Here is a 19,866-nt window from a genome sequence, read left to right on the forward strand (position 1 = left end):
GGGGTCGGTCCCCGCCGCTCAGCGCGCGAACCAGCACCGCACCGTCGTCCCCTCCGGCCCGGTGTGCAGGCGGACCAGGTCGGCCACGACGTTGACGAGGAGCAGGCCGCGGCCGCCGGAGCGGTCGCGGGAGGCCGGGCGGCGGCCGGCCAGGGGGTCGGAGAGGTGGCCCTTGTCGCGGACCTCGCACACCACGACGCCGTCCTCGGCCCACACCGCGAGCGTGCCCGAACCCCCGCCGTGCACCACGCTGTTGGTGGCCAGCTCGGCGACGGCGAGCGTCAGGTCGGCAAGCCGGCCGCCGGTCAGGCCGAGCCGGGCGGCCTCGGCGGCGGCGAGGTGGCGGGCCTCGGAGAGGGAGCCCGGCTCGAAGCAGACCGCCGGGACGGCGTCGGGCGGCGGCAGGGGTTCGTTGTAGCGGGCGAGGGCGTCGGCGGGGGCGTAGGCGTGGCTGTCCTGGTCCGGTCCGCCGCCGGCCTGCCGCAGCGTGGGGTGGGTGACGTGGGCGTCGGCGATGGCCTGCGGGTCGAGGCGCCGGGTGTCGTACGGGCACAGGACGGTCGCCGTACGGTCCCGGAAGGCCGCGTTGATCAGGGCCTCGTGCTGGACGCAGGCCGGGTACTCGGCGGTGGTGCGGCCGGGCCAGACGGGTTCGCCGATGATGCGGACGCGGCGGCCGGGCGGCTGTGCGTCGGCGAAGGCGTGCAGGACGCCGGGGATGATCCGCCCCGGGTTGCGGCCGGCCTCCCGCATGTCGAGGAAGCGCACCGGCCCGGCGTCGGCGCCCAGCGCGTCCTGGATGAGGCGGAGGTTCTCGCCGGGCACGGCGACGGTCACCGGATCGCCGGCAGCCAGTGCGGCCCGGACGAAGGACACCGTCCCGGCCAGGTACTCGCCCTCGTCGCCGTAGAACAGGGCGGGGTGGGCGAAGGGGCCGGGCGTGCCGGTCATGACGGCGTCGCCGCACGCCGTACCGGCTCCCGGATGGTCACGGTGCCCGCCTTCCTGCCGCCGGCTCACACACGTGCCCCGTGGCCGCCGGTCCAAACCGGCCCGCGCGGCCACGGGCGCGGGGCGCGGGTGCGGCCGGCGCGTACCGCCCGCCCGCACACCCGCACTAGTACGGCAGGATGCGCCCGGAAGGCGTCCTGCGGTCGATCTCCTGCCCGCGGGGAGCGGGCCGACGAACAACGCGTACGCGGATCCGACCGTCCATGACGCCCTCCTCTTGCCGAGCCCTGACCGGTGCCTGCTGTCCGGTAGGAGGGCTCTGCCCCGCGCATGGCAGGTCCAAGCCTCGTGCGGGGCAGCAAAGTTGGCGGGGCCACCGAGGCGGGGGCCGGACAGGACGTTCGACCAGTCGGACGTTGTTCGAAAACTCTTGACGGCCCCGTGGACATCGTTTGACACTCTCGCAACGCAATGTCATCTCCGTGTAACCGCTGAGGACTTGGCAGGGAGCCGCACATGACGCACACCTCACGCCTGCGCGGCCGCGCGAGACGCCGGGCGGGGCAGCTCGCCGGACTGACCGCCGCCTCGACCCTCCTGGCACTCCTCGGCCCCGCCCTTCCGGCCCGGGCCACCACCGAGGCCGTCGCCGATCCCGCCGCTCTCACCGACGGCCTCGCCCTCTGGTACCCCCTGGACGCCGACACCGGCACCACCGTCCCCGACGCCTCCGGCAACGGCCGTGACGGCACCCTCAACGGCACCGCCGACTGGTCGGCCTCCGGCCAGGGCCTCGGCTTCGACGGCTCCGGCACCTACGTCAAGGTCCCGGACGACGTCATGAAGGGCATGGACGCCATCACGGTGTCCATGGACGTGCGGATCGACTCCGCCCAGTCCACCCCGTACTTCCTCTACGGCTTCGGCAACTCCAGCGGCAGCAGCGGCAACGGCTACCTCTTCACCACCGGCAACTCCTTCCGCACCTCCCTCGCCACCGGCAACTGGTCGACCGAGCAGACGACCAGGCCGTCCGACTCCCACAACCTCACCCGCGCGGTGTGGAAGCACGTCGCCTACACCCAGACCGGCACCACGGGCGTGCTCTACGAGGACGGCGTCGAGGTCGGCCGCAACACCTCGGTCACCATCACCCCGGGCGCCATCGGGTCGGGCAGCACCGTCGCCAACTACATCGGAAAGTCGGTCTACTCCGGCGACAAGCTCTTCAAGGGCCGCATCCGCGACTTCCGCGTATACGACCGCGCCCTCGACGGCTCCGAGGTCGGGCAGCTCGCCCTGCCCGTCGACACCCAGGGCGTCGCCGACGACAAGGCGGCCCTCAGCCTCGGTGACACCGGTGCCGTGACCGCCGACCTGGACCTGCCGAAGACCGGTACGGCGGGCGGGTCGGCCATCAGCTGGTCCAGCGACAACCCCGAGGCCGTGTCGGATTCCGGCAAGGTGACCCGGCCCGCCGCCGGCTCCCCCGACGCCCGTGCCACGCTCACCGCGACCCTCACCAAGGGCACGGTCACCGACACCAGGACCTTCGACATCACCGTCCGCGCCGACTTCGACGACCCCACCGCCGCCGAGCAGGCCGCCGGCGCCCTCACCGTCCACAACGTCGACGACGTCCGCGGCAACCTCACCCTGCCCGCCGACGGCCCCTACGGCACCGCCGTCACCTGGTCCTCCGCCGACCCGGACGTCATCGCCGCCGACGGCACGGTCCACCGCCCCGCGCACGGCGCCGGAGCCACGACGGTCGACCTGACCGCGACCGTCACCAGGGGCGAGGCGCACAGCACCCGCACCTTCACCGCCCGGGTCCCCGAACTCCCCGCCAGGGAAACCCTCAAGGGCTACATGTTCAGCTACTTCACCGGCGAGGGCACCGCCGACGGCGAGCAGCTCTACGCGGCCCTCAGCAAGGGGAACGACCCGCTGAACTGGCGGGAGTTGAACGACGGGAAGCCCGTCCTGACCTCCACGCTCGGCGAGAAGGGCCTGCGCGACCCGTTCATCATCCGCTCCCCCGAGGGCGACAAGTTCTACCAGATCGCCACCGACCTCAGGATCTACGGCAACGGCGACTGGGACGCCGCCCAGCGCACCGGCAGCAGGTCCATCATGGTCTGGGAGTCCACCGACCTCGTGCACTGGACGGACCAGCGGCTGGTGAAGGTCGCCCCGGACAGCGCGGGCAACACCTGGGCGCCCGAGGCGTTCTACGACGCGAAGCTCGGCGAGTACGTCGTCTTCTGGGCGTCGAAGCTGTACGACGACGAGGCGCACTCCGGCGACACGTACAACCGCATGATGTACGCCACCACCCGGGACTTCTACACCTTCAGCGAGCCCAAGGTGTGGATCGACCGCGGCTGGTCGGTCATCGACTCCACGATGATCCAGAAGGACGGGACCTACTACCGGCTCTCCAAGGACGAGCGGAACAACACCTCCTCGACCCCCAACAGCAAGTTCATCTTCGAGGAGAAGAGCGACTCGATCCTCAGCACCGACTGGACCCCGGTCGCGGAGGGCATCGGCAAGGGGGCCATGAGCGCGGCCGAGGGACCGTTGGTGTTCAAGTCGAACACGGAGGACAAGTGGTACGCGTTCCTCGACGAGTTCGGCGGGCGCGGATACATCCCGTTCGAGACCGACGATCTCGACTCCGGGGTCTGGACCCCGGTCGCCGACTACGACCTGCCCGCCAAGCCCCGCCACGGCACCGTGCTCCCGGTCACCCAGGCCGAGTACGACCGGCTCCTCCGCGCCTACCAGCCGGACCAGTTGGTGGAGAGCGTGGCGAGCGTGAGGGTGAAGACGAGGACAGGGCAGGCCCCGGTCCTCCCCGCCACCGTCATCGCGACCTACGCCGACGGCGTCGACCGGCCCGTGGCCGTCACCTGGGACGACGTCCCGGCGTCCGCGTACGCGCAGCCCGGCACCTTCACCGTCACCGGCAGCCTCCCGGACGGCACCGCCATCCCGGTCCAGGCCGAGGTCACCGTGTCGGAGGAGGGTCCCGACGTCCCGGCCGACCTGCTGCTGCACTACGACTTCGACGACACCGGCGGCAACATCGCCGTCGACTCCAGCGGGCACGGCTACCACGGCACGTACGTCCGCACGCCCGCGTTCAGTACGGGGGTGAAGGGCGGCTCCTTCAAGATGTCGGGGGACGCGACGAGTTCGCCGTACGTGAAGATCCCGAACGGGGTGCTGGAGAACGCCGACAGCGTGACCGTGTCGACGTACGCCAAGTGGAAGGGCGGCGACAGCTTCCAGTGGCTGTTCGGGCTGGGCCCCGACAGCGACAGGTATCTCTTCGCGACCCCGTCCAACGGCGGCTCCAGCCTCTACTCGGCCATCACGAAAGCCAGTTGGTCGGCGGAGTCCAAGCTGACGGCCGGCTCGCAGCTCACGCCCGGCGAGTGGAAGCACGTCACCGTCACCCTGGACGGCGCGACCGGCACGATGGTCCTCTACGTCGACGGCATCCAGGCCGCCCGCACGACGACCACCATCAAGCCGTCCGAGCTGTACGACGCGAGCAAGGACTACACCGGCTACATCGGCCGCTCCCTGTACTCGGCCGACCCGTACTTCGGCGGTGAGGTCGACGACTTCCGCATCTACGACCGGGCCCTCTCGGCCGCCGAGGTGATGGAGCTCAGCGGCAACACTGCCGGGATCGCCAAGGCGGCCGAGACCGGTCTGAAGGTCGACGCCATCGTCGACGACGCGGAGAGCAGGATCACGCTGCCGATGACCGAGGGCACCGATCTCACCTCTCTGGCACCGGAGTTCACCCTCGCCCACGGCGCCGCGATCAGCCCGGCCTCCGGGAGCGTGCAGGACTTCAGCAAGCCGGTGACCTACGAGGTGACGGGCTCCGACGGCAGGAAGCGCACCTGGACGGTCTCGGCTCTCATCATGAAGAGCCCGGTGCTGCCGGGGCTCAACGCCGACCCGAACATCGTCCGCTTCGGCGACACCTTCTACCTCTACCCGACCACCGACGGCTACGACGGCTGGAGCGGCACCCAGTTCAAGGCGTACTCCTCCACCGACCTCGTCCACTGGACGGACCACGGCGTCGTCCTCGACCTCGGTCCCGACGTCAGCTGGGCGGACAGCAGGGCCTGGGCGCCGACGATCACCGAGAAGGACGGCAAGTACTACTTCTACTTCTGCGCCGACGCGAACATCGGGGTGGCGGTGGCCGATTCGCCGACCGGCCCGTTCAAGGACGCCCTGGGCAAACCCCTCCTCAAGTCCGGTGACTTCAGCGGCCAGATGATCGACCCGGCCGTCTTCACGGACGACGACGGGCAGTCGTACCTCTACTTCGGCAACGGCCACGCCTACGTGGTCCCGCTGAACGCCGACATGACGTCCATCGACACGGCGAAGGTCAGGGACATCACGCCGAGCGGCTACAACGAGGGCTCGTTCGTCATCAAGCGCAACGGGATCTACTACTTCATGTGGTCCGAGAACGACACCCGGGACGAGAACTACCGCGTCGCCTACGCCACCGGGCCCTCCCCCACCGGCCCCTGGACCAAGCGGGGCGTGATCCTCTCCAAGGACCTCTCCCTGGGCATCAAGGGCACCGGCCACCACAGCGTCGTACACGTCCCGAACACCGACGACTGGTACATCGCCTACCACCGGTTCGCCATCCCCGGCGGCGACGGCACCCACCGCGAAACCACCGTCGACAAGCTGGAGTTCGACGCGGACGGGTTGATCAAGCCCGTCGTCCCGACGCTGACGAGCATCGATCCGGTGACCGTCGTGCACGCGGGACCGGACGCCGACGGGACGGAAGGGGACGCGATCCCACTCGCCGGCACGGTGTCGGGGGCCGGTCCCGGCAAGTGGACCCTCCCCGCGGGTGCCCCCTGCACGATCGCGGACCCCGGATCGGCCGCCACCACCGTCACCTGCACCGACAACGGCACCTTCACCCTCACCCTGACCGGCGGCCGCAGCACCGACACCACGACCGTGGCCGTCTCCAACGCCCCGCCGACCATCACCGACGCGCACGGCCACGGCGACCGGCGGGTGACCGTCACCGTCCGCTTCACCGACCCAGGCGCCTCCGACACCCACACCTGCGTCGTCGACTGGAAGGACGGCACCCGCCCGACGCAGGGCAAGGTCCGCGGCTCCGTCTGCCGTGCCGAGCACCTGTACCGGAGGCCCGGCGGGCACCGGCCGGTGGTCACCGTCAGCGACGACGACGGAGGGACGGCCACCGTCGCCGTACCCCTCCGGCCACGGAACTCCGGGAAACCGCGGTCCGACAACACGTGACTCCCAGGCGGCGCCCGTAGGTTCCCGTGCCAAACTCGGCCGACGTCAACGGCGACGGCATCCCGGACGTCCTGGTGTCGTCCCTCAACGGCAACTCGGTCTCGGTCTGCACCGGCACCTCGGGCGGCTCGCTGAGCGAGCTGACCGAACTGACCGAACTGTCGGCGGGCGGCGCCTGCGAGGCGGCCGCCGCCGACGTGACGTCAGACGGCACCAAGGACCTGCTGGTGGCGAGCAGCAGCGACGACGCGGTGGACGTGCTCACCGGCTCGTGCGGCTGATCACGCCAGGCCGTCAGGACACGGCCAGGGAGATCGCCCCGCTGCAGTCCCCGCCCGGCTCGATGGCGGTCGGCTCCCCGTCGGCCGCCATCGAGACCGTGCTCCGGGCGGGCGCGGTGTCGACACTGTTCTCAGACGGCCGGGCCGGCCGCCAGCCAGCGCGCGACGTCGCGCGGGTCGGCGGCCGTGCCGGTCAGGCGGAGTTCGCGGTGCACCGCGCGCGGCAGCTCCGGACGCTGCAGCAGCGGGCGCTCGGCGAGGGCGAGGACGAGGCCGGTCCACGCGTCGGCGTCCTCGGGGTCGCCCGCCAGCAGGCGGGCGTAGGCGTCGGAGGCGTCGGGGTCCCCGGCGACCAGGGCACGGTCGGCGGCGGACGGTACGGGCCAGTCGCCGGCGTCCGGCACGGCGAGGCGCTGCCGGATCAGTCCGTTGCGGGCCTGGGACCAGGGCGCGGCGGGATCGGGGACGACGGCGGACGCGGCGATGGGCCCGTCGGCCGCGGCACCGGCGGTGAAGGCCCTGGCCAGGGCGCGGACGTCGTCCGGGGCGGGGGCCAGGTGCCGGAGCCGCCAGCCGGTGCGGTGGTCGGTGGCCGCCAGCTCGGCCAGCGCGGCGACGTCCGGCCGGACCCGGGGGTCCGACCACCAGGCCGGCAACCGCGCTGCCATGCCCCGCAGGAAACGGCGCCCGTGCGCGGTCAGGCCGGGGTCCGCGCGCAGGGCCTGTACCGCCTCCTGGGTCTGCCGCCGGCGCAGCGCGAACTCGAACTCCGCCTCCTGGCGCGCGGCCGGCGGTGCGTGGTCCAGGTACCTGCACCAGAAGTCGGTGATGCCCAGGAAGGCGTAGGCGCCCTGGAGCAGGCCGCTCAGCGGGCGCGGGTCGTTGCGCCAGGGGGCGTAGTGCCGTTCGGCCCCGCCGTCCCGCTCCAGCGTCAGCAGGTGGAGCAGCGCGCCCAGTTTGGTGTGCTGGAACTCGTGGACGAGGGTGACCGCGAAACTGACCGGGTCCGGGGGCAGCGAGGAGAGCAGGCCGCCGAAGGCGTCGCCGGAGGAGGCGCTGGCAACCGTCCAGGTGTGTGCCGACCGGACCTCTGCGACCGTGCGCAGTCCCTCCGCCATGGCGGCGGCCATGCCCGGATCGCTGGCCCCGAGCAGGTCCACGGCGAGACCGAACCGCTCCTGCCAGCGGGCGAGTTCGTCCTTGCCGAGGCGCTGCGGGGGCAGTGGCTCACTCAGGTCCCGGTACGGGTCGATGTCGTCCAGCCAGACGGTCACCAGCCGCTCCGCCGGCCCGGCCCGCAGGCTGCGCAGCCCCTGCCAGCCGGGGGCATCGCCGTCGGGGCCTCCGGGCGGCTCGGGCGGGCCCACGCCGGCGCCGTGCGGGTCGACCCGCAGCCGCCCCGCCTCCACCGCCACCTCCGCCGTCCCCCACCGTGGGCGGCCCGGCAGGCGGGCCAGTCCGAGGGCGGGGAACATCGCGGTGCCGTCCCGCAACGGCACGGTGGTGCGCAGGGGCAGCCCGGCGCGCAGCGCGGCGACCGCGCACACCGCGTGCAGATGGCCGAGGTCGGTCCAGAGCGGCCCGTCGCCCCAGGCCGTGTGCCTGAGCCGGCGCAGGCCGTGCCCCAGCCAGGTGCCGATCTGCGGGTGCAGCAGCAGTTCCCCGAACGCGCGCGGGGCGCGCTGCTGGGCCGCCGTGAGGATGTCCCACGCGTCGTCCACGGGCGGCAGCGGGCCCAGCGCTCCGGGGGTCGCGGCGGCGGTGTCGAGCAGGGCCCTCAGTAGCAGCAGGCGCCTGCTGTACTCGGTGCTCCACAGGAAACGAACGGTCTCCGGACCGCCCCGGCCCGCGGCCAGATCGTCGAAACACGCCGTGGGAACGACGTGGTGAGCGGCATGGGCGAGTGCGGAGCGTCCGTCCGGCTGCACACGGCTCCTTCCACGACGGTCGTCAGTCGGCCCGCTTGGGCGGTCCGTCACCGGCGAAGTTGACCCGCGGCCGCTCGACCTGCCGCAGCAACCGGTCCAGTGCACGCGCGTAGACGTCCGTGCTCTGGACCCGTAGGCCGGCAAGGGTGGTCTCGCTGAGATCGGGCAGTTCGGACCACACGGATTCCGTGGGCGTGTTCATGTGCCATCCCCCTGAGGACGTCCTCCCGTTGACTTCATGATGACGCATGCTCCAGGTGCCGTGAAGGCCGTGATCAGGCCGGTCAGCCTCCTATTCGGGCGCCAGCCAGCGGGCCGCCCAGTCCTTCAGGTCGCGCCGCGCGAGCGAGCCCGGATCGATCATGGCGAGTACGTCGACGAGGGCGGCCAGGCCGCCCGGGTGCAGACGGCAGGTACGCACGATGCTGATGATGTCGGCCCGTGCCGCACCCAGCCTGGGGATGGCACCGCCCAGGTCGACCGGCAGCATGTCGATGACGAGCTGCCGCTGGTCGCGGTCGGCCATGCCGGGCCACCCCGCGAGCAGGGCGATCAGTTCGGCCAGGGCCGAGTCCGGTACCGGTTCCGCCCGGCGCCGGGTGGCCGGGAAGTCGTAGTGGCGTACGTCGCCGGCCCCGGACCGGTACCAGAGCGAGGTGGGCCGCTGTCCCCCCTCGGTGAACCGTCCGATCACGGTGTCCGCCACCGTACCCATGTCCGGTGGCCAGTTCTCGTCGTCCGCGGCCTCCAGTACGGCCAGCACGGCCCGGGAGAACGCCCCGGTCCGCCGCACGGGATCGTTGGCCGCTCGCTGTCCCGGTCCCGAGGCCAGCAGCACGAACTGCTCCCGGCCCGGCAACCGGTCGCCGCGGGACGGGAGTTCGCCGGGCAGTGAGCGGACGAAGCCGAGGTCCTCGACGAAGGTCTGGCAGGAGTCCACCAGCCAGATCTGGCGCCGGAAGCCGGGCAGCGCGTCGGTGGTGAGGGTGGTCAGCCAGGCGTCCAGGTCGAGGTTGCGCTTGTCGTCGGCCGTGGCGTCGGCGTAGAAGAGCCTTCGGTGTCCCTGCGGATCGGTGACCCCGTGACCGCCCCAGACGACGAACAGCAGGTCGCCCTCCAGCGCGGGCAGCCGGCGTGTCAGCACCTCCTGCACGGCCTCCCGACCGGCGCTGCCGGCGGTCACGTCCACCTCGGGCCCGCCGGTCCCGGGCAGGGCGCCCAGCAGCAGGGAGATGTGGGCCGCGGGCACGCCGCGGCCGCGCAGCCAGGCGGTGAAGCGGCGGGCGTCGGCCGCCGGACCCGGCAGGTCCCAGGACGGGCCGGCGGCATAGCGTTCCACACCGACGACGACGGCGTGGGTCCGGTCCGGGCGGGCGGCGGTCACGGCAGCTCCTCGGCCAGGACGCGGTACAGCTCGGGGTTGCTCCAGTAGGCGCTGTGGGAGAGCGGGAAGGGCTGGCGGCTGTCGAGGGCGATGTCCCGGACCCGGCCGGGGAAGACGCCGGCGCCGAGGTAGCTGAGCAGGTCCCGCCGGTCGTAGACGTTCAGCCAGCGCGGTACGTGGGCGGGCAGCGGGCTGCCCGGCTCCAGGCTGGGCAGGGCCCCGAGTTCGTACAGGAACGGCGCCTGCGAGCCGACGGTCACCAGCAGCTCGACCTGCGGCAGCGGCCGCAGCACCAGCAGGTCCAGCGCGGCTATCCCGCCGAGGCTGTGCGCGAGCAGGACCACCGGCGGCTCCGCCTCCGCGACGGCCGCCGCGACGAACTCGCGGATCGGGCCGCCGCGGGCCAGGTAGAGCAGCACGTCCCCGGCTGCCGGATGGGCCGCGTCGGTGAGCGCCGAACGCCGTCTGACCGCCTGGGCGGAGGCCAGGCCGAGGGCCAGCCGTCCCGTCAGCCGCTTGATCCGCCGGGTCACGGGGCCGCGGTGTGTGCCGGGCTCGTCCCCGGTCGCGGAGGGGCCGGGGAGCAGGCCGGCGATCCGGGCGACCGCCTCGTCGCGGGCGGTGCCGTCGAGGGCCGTCGCCGGTCCCTGCCGCTCGGTCCGGCGGCGTACCGCCTCGGCCACGAAGGCCCGGGCCAGTTCGGCCGGGCCGGTGCCCTCGGCCGGGGCACGGAGGAAACGGCGGCAGTCGTCGGCGGTCAGCACGGCGGACACGGCGGCGGCGAAGTCCTCCGCGAGGCCCGCCGCGTCCAGCAGTCGGCGCAACCGGTCGTCCGCGGTGAGCGCCGAAGCCGCCGCCGAGAGGACCTCGCCCGGCGGCCGGGTGCCGGGGGCCGACTCGGCTCTCCCGGTGGTTTCCGCGGTGAGCAGGCGCAGTTCGAGCAGCGGGTCCAGATAGAGGAGGCCCCAGAATTCGACGTCCTCGTCGAGGTCCTCTCCCGGTGCGCCGGGGGCGACCGCTCCCGGCAATTCACGCCCCGTCGCGTACCCCGGCACGGAAATACCGTTCGAATGCAGTACCGATCCGGCAGTTCCCCCCCAATAACAGGAAGATATACGGACTTCGGGCCGTAACGGCCGCAATCCTTGCCGTACGGTCTCCACGGTTCCGCTGAATCCCGGCTCGCGTACGCCGGTGCCGTGTACGAATAAGACCGTTGCCACCGTCGACCCCCCGCCCTCTGACGGCATATTCCAAACGCATGCAAGAATAGATCAGTTGCCCCCACACCGGCTACACTGCGTATGAACAACGCCACAGGGTGAGGCACTTGCCGAAGGGGGATGCCGGTGAGCATCGACTCCACTGTCACTCACGTCGTCGCAGCTCTCGCGGTGGTGATCGCGCTCTCCTCGCTCTTGGGAGCGGCGGCCCGCAAGCTCCGCCAGCCGCCGGTCATCGGGCAGTTATTCGCCGGCATCGCCCTCGGCCCCAGTCTGCTGGGACTGGCCCCCGGCGGGGTGTATGAAACCATCTTCCCGGACCAGATCAAGCCAATTCTGACTTCCGTGGCCCAAGTCGCGCTGGTGCTCTTCCTCTTCGCGGTCGGTTATGAACTCGACCTCGGCCAGCTGCGCAATCGCGGCGCGGTGACCGCCGTCTCGCTGAGCGGGTTCGCGATTCCCATGCTGATCGGGGCGGGCATCGTTCTGCTCTATCCCGGAGGTTTCCATTCCGCCAACGGCGGACATCCGGTCGACGCGACATTCACCCTGTATATGGCGGTCGCCCTGTCCATCACGGCGGTGCCCGTGCTGGCCAGCATCATCAGGGACCAGGGGCTGGCCGGCACCAGGCCCGCCACGATCGCGATGGCGGCCGCCGGTGTCATCGACGCGTTGAGCTGGCCGGTACTGGCCGTCGCCCTGATCGGCGGCGAGGACGGCTCACTGGGCGGCTGGACCGTCAAGGTGGCGCTCCTGGCGGCCTACGTGCTGGCGATGTTCGTGGTGGTGCGGCCGGTGCTCAAGTGGTGGATGAACCGGTCCGGCGCCCTGATGACCAATCACGTCCCGGTCGCCGCCGCCCTGGCGCTGGCCTCGGCCTGGGTCACCAGCGCGCTCGGACTGCATGTGATCTTCGGTGCGCTGCTGGCCGGGATCATCATGCCCCGCCAGTCCGACGGCGCTCCGGACAGCCAGGTGCTGCGCCCGCTCCAGGAGACCGGCGGCCTGCTGCTTCCGGTGTTCTTCGCGATCTCCGGGATGTCGGTCCAGCTCACCGGGCTGCACGCCTCCGACCTGCTGCTCCTGCTGGTGATATGTGCCGCCGCGGTGGCGGGCAAGGTGGCCGCCGGCGCCCTGTCGGCCCGGGGCGCCGCCCGGCTGCCCTGGCGTGACTCCCTGCTGATCGGTGTGCTGCTCAACACCCGAGGGCTCACCGAACTCATCGTGCTCAACGTGGGGTTGCAGGCCGGGGTGATCGGACCCCGGCTGTATGCGCTGCTGGTCGTGATGGCGCTGCTCACCACGGCCGCCGCCGGACCGCTGATCGGCCCGCTCCATCGCCCGGAGGGCACCTCACCGGCCGAACGCGCCGGCACCGAGGCGGACCCCGGTGGCGAGCAGACGCCGGACACCGGGCAGGCCGTGGACGCCGAGCCGACGCCACAGCCGTGAGGCCACAGCCGTGACTCCGCTGCCGTGACTCCACCGGGCCGAGCCGGTCGGGCGCCCAGCGCCCGACCGGCAGCCCTTGGCTAGAACGGCACCGGAGCGATGTCCGCCTCGGCCCGCTGGCTGCTGGCGGCGGCGACGGTCGCCGGGTGGCTCTCGCCCAGCGTCCGGCGGAACCGGGTCAGGGTGTCGGTGTGCAGCACCGTCGCCTCGTCCACGCGGTCCAGCGCGCGCAGGTCCAGGGCCACGTTGTTGGCGCAGGCCAGGGTGGTCGGGTGGTCCGGGCCGAGTGTCCGCCGAAGGATGTCCAGGCTCTGCCGGTCCGCTTCCAGGGCCTCCGTGTGGCGCCCGAGCGCGCTGTGGTGGTTGGCCATGCCGAGGGCCGTGGTCACGGTGAGGATGTGCTCGTCGGTCAGCGACTCGCGCATGCCGCCGAGCGCCTTGTCCAGGTGTTCCCCGGCGGCGTCGAGCTCGCCCAGGTGGCGCAGGGTGATGGCCACGTTCGTACGGGCCGACAGGGTGTAGGGATGGGTGGCGCCGAGTTTGGCCTCGTAGCGCGAGACGGTCGCCTCGCCCAGTTCCGCCGAACGCCTCAGCTGGCCGTCCTGCCGGAGGTCGACGACCAGGTTGGCCGCGCAGGCGATGGTGTCCGGGTGGTCCGCGCCGTAGCGGGTCTCGAACCGCGCCATCGCCAGTTCGCTGAGCCGCACCGCCCCGTCGTGGTCGCCGGCGCGCCGCCGGCACACCGCGAGCACCCGGGCGCAGCTGATGGTGGCGGGGTTGTCCTCGCCGTAGGCGGCGACGTAACGGGCGTAGACGTCCTCCTGGTGGACCACGGATCCCAGGTAGTCACCGGTCTCCCGGATGTCGAGGGACAGGGCGCTCAGGGTGTTCAGCGTGTCGAGGTGGTTCTCGCCGAGGGCGAGGGCACGCAGCCGGGCCGTCTCCGTGTCGTATTCCCGGGCCTCCTGGTAGAGGCCCATCAGGCGCAGGCCGACGCCCAGGCTGTGGGCCGCGCGGAGGGTGGCCGGGTCGTCGTCGCCGAAGGCCCGCAGAGCGCGCGAGTAGACCGATCGGTTGATCTCCAGGGCCCGGGCCATCTCGGCCCGCAGCCGCAGTCCGCTGGTCAGCTGGATGAGGGCGTCGAGGGTGCCTTCGTCGTCCTCGCCGGCGATCCGGATGTACGTGTCCGCGGTGCGCTGCATCATGGCGGCGGCTTCCTCGTACTCACCGATCGTACGCAGCAGGAAGGCCAGCGTCTTCGCCATCTCCAGTGTCTGCTGGTCCTCGGCGCCGAACTTCCCGGTCCACAGCTGGACCGCCTCGCGCGCCATGGCGACCGCGCCGTCGTGGTCGCCCCAGATGTAGAGGAAGTCCACGGCGTCCCGGATCAGGCTGCGCACCCAGGGCGAGTCGCACTCCACGGCCCGCGACACCACGATGTGCGGCAGCAACTGCTGGTAGCGCGGCCACAGTTCCCTGGAGCCGGGACTGTTGGGGTTGGCGTCGGCGAGGAGCAGGTGCGCGCCGTGCCGCATGTCCGCCTGCTGCTGCGGGGACATGCGGTTGACCAGGACCGCCTGGACCAGACGGTGCAGCTGGATGGTGTCGTGCCGGTGCTCGATACGCGCCAGGGCGTAGACGTTGATCTCGCGGATGGCCCGGCCGAGCCTGATCGGGTGGCGCAGGGCCTCGTCGAGCTCCGGGGAGATGGTGCTGCGCGAGTTGTTGAAGAGGGCGCGCGAGATCGGCTCGGGAGCGAAGAAGGAGCAGACCTGGAGGAGCTGGAGCGCGGCGGGGTTGCGCTGTTCGAGCTGGCGTAGCGAGACGTCCCAGGCGGCGGCCACCGACATGGGGTAGTCCGGCGAGGGGACCAGTTCGAGCATCAGCTCGGCGATCTTCTCCCTGATCAGCCCCAGATACTCGGACACGGCCATACCGGTGACGGCCTGCCAGGCCGCGGCCTGCTCGATGGCGAGCGGCAGGTCGCCCAGCTCCTCGGCGAGTCGGTCGGCGTCGGAGTCGCTCAGGTCACGGGCCCGCCGGCGGAGCAGGGCCTTGCTCTCCTCGCGGGTGAAGACGTCCACGGAGAGGGTCCTGGCCACCCGGTCCCATTCCTGGTTCCGCGAGGTGATGAGGATCTTCCCGGTGCCGCCGGTCGGGAAGTAGGGGCGTACGGCCTCGACGTTCTCGGCGTTGTCGAAGACCAGGAGCCATCGGCCGAAGGGCTCCCCGCGGCGCAGCGCCTCGCGGACCGCCGGGACCGCCCTGTTGGCTTCCGCGCCCACGTTCAGACCGAGCCGGTGGGCGAGTTCGGTGAGCGCGGTGAGGATCATCGTCGGCTGTTCGGACGGGATCCACCAGATGACGTCGTATTCGGAGGAGTGCCGGTAGACGTACTCGATGGCGATCTGGGACTTCCCGACCCCGCCCATGCCGTGCAGGGTGTGCGGCAGCACCGCCGAGGTGTCGCCCGTCAGCAACTGCTCGTGCACCTGCGCGAGGAGTTCCTCCCGCCCGGTGAAATTGGGGTTGTTCGGTGGCACGTTGCCCCAGACCACCGGTACGGAGGCGCGCTGCGGGGCCGAGCGTGACTGGGGTGCGGCCGGCCCGGGGACCGTCCTGCCGGGTGACGAGAGGTCGGCGCCCGGCAGCCCGTCGGTGCTCGGAACGGGAATCTCCCGCACTGGAGTCCCGCTCGCGGATTCTCCCGCTGCATGCTGGTGCTCACTGGCAGTGGTGTCGGTCATGTCCAGGCCGCCCAAGTCTGAATTTACAACATCTTTATTACGGATATCGTGGCTCATTTGCCGCGAATTCTCAGTGATCGACGCACCCGAAGGAGCCCCTTCCAACGCCGCGCCGACCCGGCGGGCGCGCAGCAGGTAGGGCCCGGACAGGGCGCGCAGCACGGCCAGCTCGACACGCACGAACGGCAGACTCTCCGCCGTCACTTGTGGAACCGGCTCCTCGTCAGGGGCGAGCAGCGCGCCGTGCAGCCCGCGGGCCGCCTCGAACCGGTCGCCGTAGAACTCGGACACCGAGCTCACCACCCGGGCGGTGTCCGCACGCATCGCGCCCGCCAGCAGCGCCTCGCGCGCCCCGTCGACGAACTCCAGCGGCGCGGGCGCGGTGGCGCTGCGCGCACCGGCGGGCGTCGGCTGCTCCAGCAGGCCGCTCAGAAAGAGCTCGGCCAGATGGGCCGGCTGCGCCTCGGGCACCAGCCTGCGCTGGACGTCCCGCACCAGGCGGGGCTCCAGGATCGCGGCGGCCAGATGCGTGGCCAGCCGGAAGGCGGTGGGGGTGGCATGGCTGCGGAAGCGCCGGATGCGCTCCTGTACCGAGGGGGGCGGGACGACGGCCGGCGGCTCGTCGACATCCTCCTCGGGCACATCGGGCGCGCCCAGTAACAGCACCGGGGCCTCGACCCAGCCGGGCTCCGCACCGGCCACCAGACCGGCCCAGCGGCCCAGCCACCGGGCGTCCAGCTCCAGGACCGGGACCGCCGCCGTCCAGGTGCCGGGCGGCGGATCGAAGGGGTCGCGCCACTCGGCCGGGAAGTCCACGGCCAGTTCGTCGGTGCGGGCCCCCGCGCGGGGGCTGCGCAGCCGTGCGGGCCGGGGGGTGAGCGCGGTGCGGTGCCAGTCCCGCTGGGAGAGCAGATGCACCACCGCCGCCGGCCCGGCCGCCGCCCAGAGCTCCAGCGCCTGCCGGCCGGCCCCGGTCCGCCACAGCGGTCCCAGGCCGTCGGTGAGGACGAGGATGATCCGGCGGCCGGTGCGGTCCACCAGTTCGCCGGGGACGCCGAGGACGTCGTGGTCCGGATACGGCCCGCGCAGCACCGCCTCCGGCCCCCGCAGGGTCTCGCGCAGGCCGAGCCGGCGCACCCGTACGTCGCGGAAGGCGCCCAGCCGTTCCGCCACGGTGGTGAACTCGGCGACCGTCTGCTCCCAGATCACCATGGTCGGGTGGTCGTCCACCACCAGCACCAGATCGAAGCGGCGCTCGTCCGCCGACCGGGTGTAGGGCACCCACAGGCCGTCTTCGGCGGCGCGTTCGGCGGTGGTCTCCTCGTCCAGCTCGACCTCGGACGCCGAGGGCACCAGCTGCTTCAGCACTCGCAGCGCACGGGTGATCCCCGTCGCGTCCCGCAGGTCCGGCACGGCCTCGGCCGGCTCGGCCGGTACGACCGCCTCGGCACGGAGCCACCGGGTCGCCCGCTCCGGCGCGGAACCGGGTCCGGCCCCCTCCGCTCCGGCGGGCGGCAACGGCAGGAACAGCACCTCGGCCAGGTCACCGGACGGCTCCCGCACCGCGCCGTCGGCGGTCCCGTCCGTCGTGCCGTCCCCGGTCTCCGCCGAACTGCCGCCTCCGGTCCCGTTCGCCGTACCGGCGGCCCCGCCCGCCGTACCTCCGGCGGTCCCGTCCGTCGCACCGCCACCGGTCCCGGCTGTCGTACCGCCGCCCGTCCCACCCGTCGTACGGCCGCCCGTCCCACCGGACACCGGCGGCCTGTCGAGCGGTTCGGGCAGCCCGGAGAGCCCCGACAGCGCGGTCGGCCGGGGCTGGGGCGGGCGGTCCGACGCCGGCAGCCGGGCCGCCAGCGTCTGGTACGCGTGCAGCCAGAGGCCCTCCGCCACTTCGAAGGCCTCCGGACGGGCACGCGGGTCGTCACCCATCAGGGCGCCCCCGACAGCTCGCGCCAGAGGGCCTCCAGCAGCTCGCCCCAGGACTCGTCGTCCTCCCGGACCCCGGCCGTCCGCAGGAAGATGGCGTTGAGCAACTGGTCGGTCGCCAGTCCGCCGTTCTGCCGGCTGCGTTCCACGAACGCCCGGATCATGTCGTCGTGCCGGCCCTCCTGGTCCCGGAAGTGCGCGGCGATCATGGTGGCCAGCTGGTCCTCGCGGGGCGGGGAGACGTCCAGCCGGACGCAGCGGCGCAGGAAGGCCGGCGGGAACTGCCGTTCGCCGTTGCTGGTGATGACGACGAACGGGAAGGCCCGGCACCGTACCCGGCCGTCCGTCACCGTGACCGTGGTGTCCGGGTCGTCGGTGAACACCCGTGCCCGGCCCTCGTGATGACGGGCGCGGACCAGTTCCGGGATGTCGTACGAGCCGTTCTCCAGCACGTGGAGGAGGTCGCTGGGCAGGTCGATGTCGCTCTTGTCCAGTTCGTCGATGAGCAGGACGCGGGGCAGCTCGTACGGGAGCAGGGCGGTGCCCAGCGGGCCCAGCCGCACGAAGTCCCCGATCCGGGCGCCGGTGCCACCGTCCGGCGGCGCCTCGGCGGTGTCCTCGCCGTCGGGGACGGCTGCCGGTCGCCGCCCCAGGGAGGCCTGGGCCCGGCCGATGGCGTCGTACTCGTACAGTCCGGAGCGCAGGGTGCTGCGCGAGGTGATCCCCCAGTGCAGGACGCGGCCCAGGCCCAGTTCGCGGGCGACCAGGTAGGCCAGCGTGGACTTCCCGATGCCGGGCCGGCCGGTCACCAGCAGCGGCCTGCGCAGCAGCAGGGCCGTGTTGATCATGTCGATGTCGTGCGGGTTCTGCCGGGAGGTGGTGCGGCCCACGCTGCCGAGCCGGCGGTCGGTCTCGGCGCTCTCGGCCGGTACGGGCGGCAGCACCGGGCCGCCGTCGAAGGTCCGCCAGCCGGGCGGCGGAGGCAGCACGTCGGCCAGGCGGATGTCGGGCAGCGGCTGCCCGGTGCCCCGGTAGATCCACCAACTGCGGCTGACCGGGCCGCCGTTGCGGCTGTTCTCCACCGGGTGCTGGACGCCGTTCATGAGGTCCCCTCGTCGTCGTGTCCGCCGCGCACACTGCCGGGATCCGACGCCGGGTATTCGGACCAGTCCACCATCCGGTTCGGGTTGTCCAGGAGCACCGCGAGGTGACGTCCTGCGTGCGCATCGCGTTGCGGGGCGGCTGCGGTGGCCGCCTCGCTGCGCAACTTCTTCACGCGCTGCGGCAGTTCGGCGACCGTTCCCTTCAGCAGTCTGTCGACCCGTTTCCGGAAGTCGCCCGGGGGCGTGGGCCGGCGGTCCCAGACCGCCAACGGCACCCCGGCCTGCAGCGCGGCTTCGAGCGTGGTCTGGCGGCCGCCGGGTCCGGGCAGCGGGGGCCCGGTGAGCGCGACCGACACGAGCCGCTCGTCGGCGGCGAGGGCACTGTTCCACTGCTCGGGGTCGTGGCCGCGCTCCCCCGTCGTGTCCCAGTGGCAGACGATCCGGGGACCGGCCGCCAGCTGCTGCCAGCGGTTGCGCCAGCGCCGGTGGTACCGGCGGGCCCGCATCCGCTCCAGGCTCCGCAGCGCCACCGGGTAGTCCAGGCACAGGGCGGTCGCGGAGGGCGAGTGCGAGGCGGTCGGCAGCCATTCCATGGGACGGTTCAGCAGGTGGAGCGGCAGTACGAACTCGAGGACCGGCCGGCCGGGTTGCTCGCCCCAGTCCTCCTCGACGCTCTCCACCAGCTGCTCCACCGCGGCCTCGACGTCGTCCAAGGCCACGATCCGGTCCTCTCCTCGCTCCGGCCGCCACGAGCCGGGCCGCCGCTGGCGCCAGTGGGACAGCAGGTACTCGTCCGAACTCATCCCGTGTCTGCTCAACTGGACAACGAGACAGGCGGGAGCCGGTTCCGCCGCTCCGCGCGCTATCTGCGAGCGGAGCGCTTCGAGAGGTTTCACCAGGTCGAGTCGGGTGCTCTGATCGTCGATCCAGCCGCGCAGGCCGTCGACGACCTGCCGGTCGGCGTCGGCCGCCGTGCCCGCCGCGATCGCGTGCTCCACCAGGACCAGCACGGGAAGCAGGCCGTCGGGGCGGGCGTTGGCCCCGGCGAGGAAGTCGAAGGCCTCCTGGAGGGAGGTGACCGGGTGCACCGGGAGCGGAAGGTCGCCGGCCGCCGCGTACAGCAGGCCCTGCGCGTCGGGATACGGTAACCGGCCCAGCAGCGTGCGGGCCCTGCGGAGTTCGGCATCGGGCAGGACCGCCAGAACCGGCGAGCCGGAGACGAGCTCGACGATCCTCAGCACGGGAATCGACCCGGGGTCGTACACCTGGAGGGTGTCCACCAACACCGACAGTCCCGCGGGCTGCTGCCAGCAGGCTCGGGCTATCTCCAGGATGTCGTGCCGCTTCCGGTCGTGTCGCCGTACGTTGGCCAACTCGGGTAACCGGCCCGACAGCATGTCGATCAAGAGATCGCGCCCTCCCGGTGCATCGAGTCCCGACACCGCGCACATCTGGTCTACCAGCTCATGCTCGAACCCCGCCGCATGACCGCCGTTTCTCACACTGAACAAGCGTCCCCCGTTCACGG

The 19,866-nt window shown here is 72.3% G+C and carries 11 protein-coding genes; 3 read left to right on the plus strand and 8 right to left on the minus strand.

All coding sequences use genetic code 11. From position 1 onward, the window contains the following. Positions 1 to 18: 18 nt before the first annotated feature. Positions 19 to 951, minus strand: coding sequence for an anti-sigma factor RsbA family regulatory protein (locus tag ACZ4UV_RS03905; RefSeq protein ID WP_467835711.1), 933 nt, complete (start codon positions 949 to 951; stop codon positions 19 to 21). A gap of 516 nt (positions 952 to 1,467) precedes the next feature. Between ACZ4UV_RS03905 and ACZ4UV_RS03910 the strand changes: the two genes are divergently transcribed. Together ACZ4UV_RS03910 and ACZ4UV_RS03915 are read left to right on the plus strand one after the other, a co-directional pair. Continuing rightward, the gene (locus tag ACZ4UV_RS03910) at positions 1,468 to 6,291 is read left to right on the plus strand and encodes a family 43 glycosylhydrolase (protein ID WP_467835712.1); all 4,824 of its coding nucleotides are present in this window, start codon (positions 1,468 to 1,470) and stop codon (positions 6,289 to 6,291) included. A gap of 26 nt (positions 6,292 to 6,317) precedes the next feature. Next, a complete protein-coding gene (locus tag ACZ4UV_RS03915; RefSeq protein ID WP_467835713.1) occupies positions 6,318 to 6,572 on the plus strand; it encodes an FG-GAP repeat domain-containing protein in 255 nt (84 codons plus the stop codon). A 131-nt stretch (positions 6,573 to 6,703) separates the two neighbouring features. On the opposite strand, the gene ACZ4UV_RS03920 is transcribed toward ACZ4UV_RS03915, so the two are convergent. The 4 genes from ACZ4UV_RS03920 to ACZ4UV_RS03935 all read right to left on the minus strand — a co-directional run bounded on the left by ACZ4UV_RS03920 (position 6,704) and on the right by ACZ4UV_RS03935 (position 10,939). After that, positions 6,704 to 8,500 carry an aKG-HExxH-type peptide beta-hydroxylase gene (locus tag ACZ4UV_RS03920; RefSeq protein WP_467835714.1) on the minus strand — a complete coding sequence of 599 codons (1,797 nt, stop codon included), beginning with the start codon at positions 8,498 to 8,500 and terminating at the stop codon, positions 6,704 to 6,706. A gap of 22 nt (positions 8,501 to 8,522) precedes the next feature. Beyond that, entirely contained in the window at positions 8,523 to 8,702 is a 180-nt protein-coding gene (locus ACZ4UV_RS03925; protein WP_390045156.1) for a hypothetical protein, read from the minus strand. Positions 8,703 to 8,792: 90 nt separating this feature from the next. Then, positions 8,793 to 9,884, minus strand: coding sequence for an effector-associated domain 2-containing protein (locus ACZ4UV_RS03930; RefSeq protein ID WP_451019858.1), 1,092 nt, complete (start codon positions 9,882 to 9,884; stop codon positions 8,793 to 8,795). Then, positions 9,881 to 10,939 (minus strand): hypothetical protein, encoded by a 1,059-nt coding sequence (locus ACZ4UV_RS03935; protein WP_451019857.1) that lies wholly within the window; start codon positions 10,937 to 10,939, stop codon positions 9,881 to 9,883. Before ACZ4UV_RS03935 ends, ACZ4UV_RS03930 begins: the two co-directional genes overlap by 4 nt. A 294-nt stretch (positions 10,940 to 11,233) precedes the next feature. Between ACZ4UV_RS03935 and ACZ4UV_RS03940 the strand changes: the two genes are divergently transcribed. Then, positions 11,234 to 12,562, plus strand: a complete 1,329-nt coding sequence (locus ACZ4UV_RS03940; protein WP_451019856.1) for a cation:proton antiporter — start codon at positions 11,234 to 11,236, stop codon at positions 12,560 to 12,562. Positions 12,563 to 12,642: 80 nt separating this feature from the next. Here ACZ4UV_RS03940 and fxsT read toward each other — a convergent pair whose 3' ends face one another. From fxsT to ACZ4UV_RS03955, 3 genes are read right to left on the minus strand one after another with little or no spacing between them, the layout of a single operon-like run. Beyond that, positions 12,643 to 17,238, minus strand: coding sequence for an FxSxx-COOH system tetratricopeptide repeat protein (gene fxsT, locus ACZ4UV_RS03945; RefSeq protein ID WP_467835716.1), 4,596 nt, complete (start codon positions 17,236 to 17,238; stop codon positions 12,643 to 12,645). Further along, complete coding sequence (locus tag ACZ4UV_RS03950; RefSeq protein WP_467835717.1) at positions 17,238 to 18,338, minus strand: AAA family ATPase; 1,101 nt, start codon at positions 18,336 to 18,338, stop codon at positions 17,238 to 17,240. Before ACZ4UV_RS03950 ends, fxsT begins: the two co-directional genes overlap by 1 nt. Beyond that, the gene (locus ACZ4UV_RS03955; protein WP_451019590.1) at positions 18,335 to 19,789 is read right to left on the minus strand and encodes a VMAP-C domain-containing protein; all 1,455 of its coding nucleotides are present in this window, start codon (positions 19,787 to 19,789) and stop codon (positions 18,335 to 18,337) included. The genes ACZ4UV_RS03950 and ACZ4UV_RS03955 overlap by 4 nt, the downstream gene beginning before the upstream one ends. Between the last annotated feature and the right edge of the window lie 77 nt (positions 19,790 to 19,866).

The sequence above is a fragment of the Streptomyces sp. NPDC028289 genome (assembly GCF_055565975.1).

Excerpts from the sequence above, each read along its gene's own strand:
- ACZ4UV_RS03905 (WP_467835711.1), bottom strand. The coding sequence starts at position 951 with ATGACCGGCACGCCCGGCCCCTTCGCCCACCCCGCCCTGTTCTACGGC.
- ACZ4UV_RS03910 (WP_467835712.1), top strand. The coding sequence starts at position 1,468 with ATGACGCACACCTCACGCCTGCGCGGCCGCGCGAGACGCCGGGCGGGG.
- ACZ4UV_RS03925 (WP_390045156.1), bottom strand. The coding sequence starts at position 8,702 with ATGAACACGCCCACGGAATCCGTGTGGTCCGAACTGCCCGATCTCAGC.
- fxsT (WP_467835716.1), bottom strand. The coding sequence starts at position 17,238 with ATGGGTGACGACCCGCGTGCCCGTCCGGAGGCCTTCGAAGTGGCGGAG.
- ACZ4UV_RS03950 (WP_467835717.1), bottom strand. The coding sequence starts at position 18,338 with ATGAACGGCGTCCAGCACCCGGTGGAGAACAGCCGCAACGGCGGCCCG.
- ACZ4UV_RS03955 (WP_451019590.1), bottom strand. The coding sequence starts at position 19,789 with ATGTGCGCGGTGTCGGGACTCGATGCACCGGGAGGGCGCGATCTCTTG.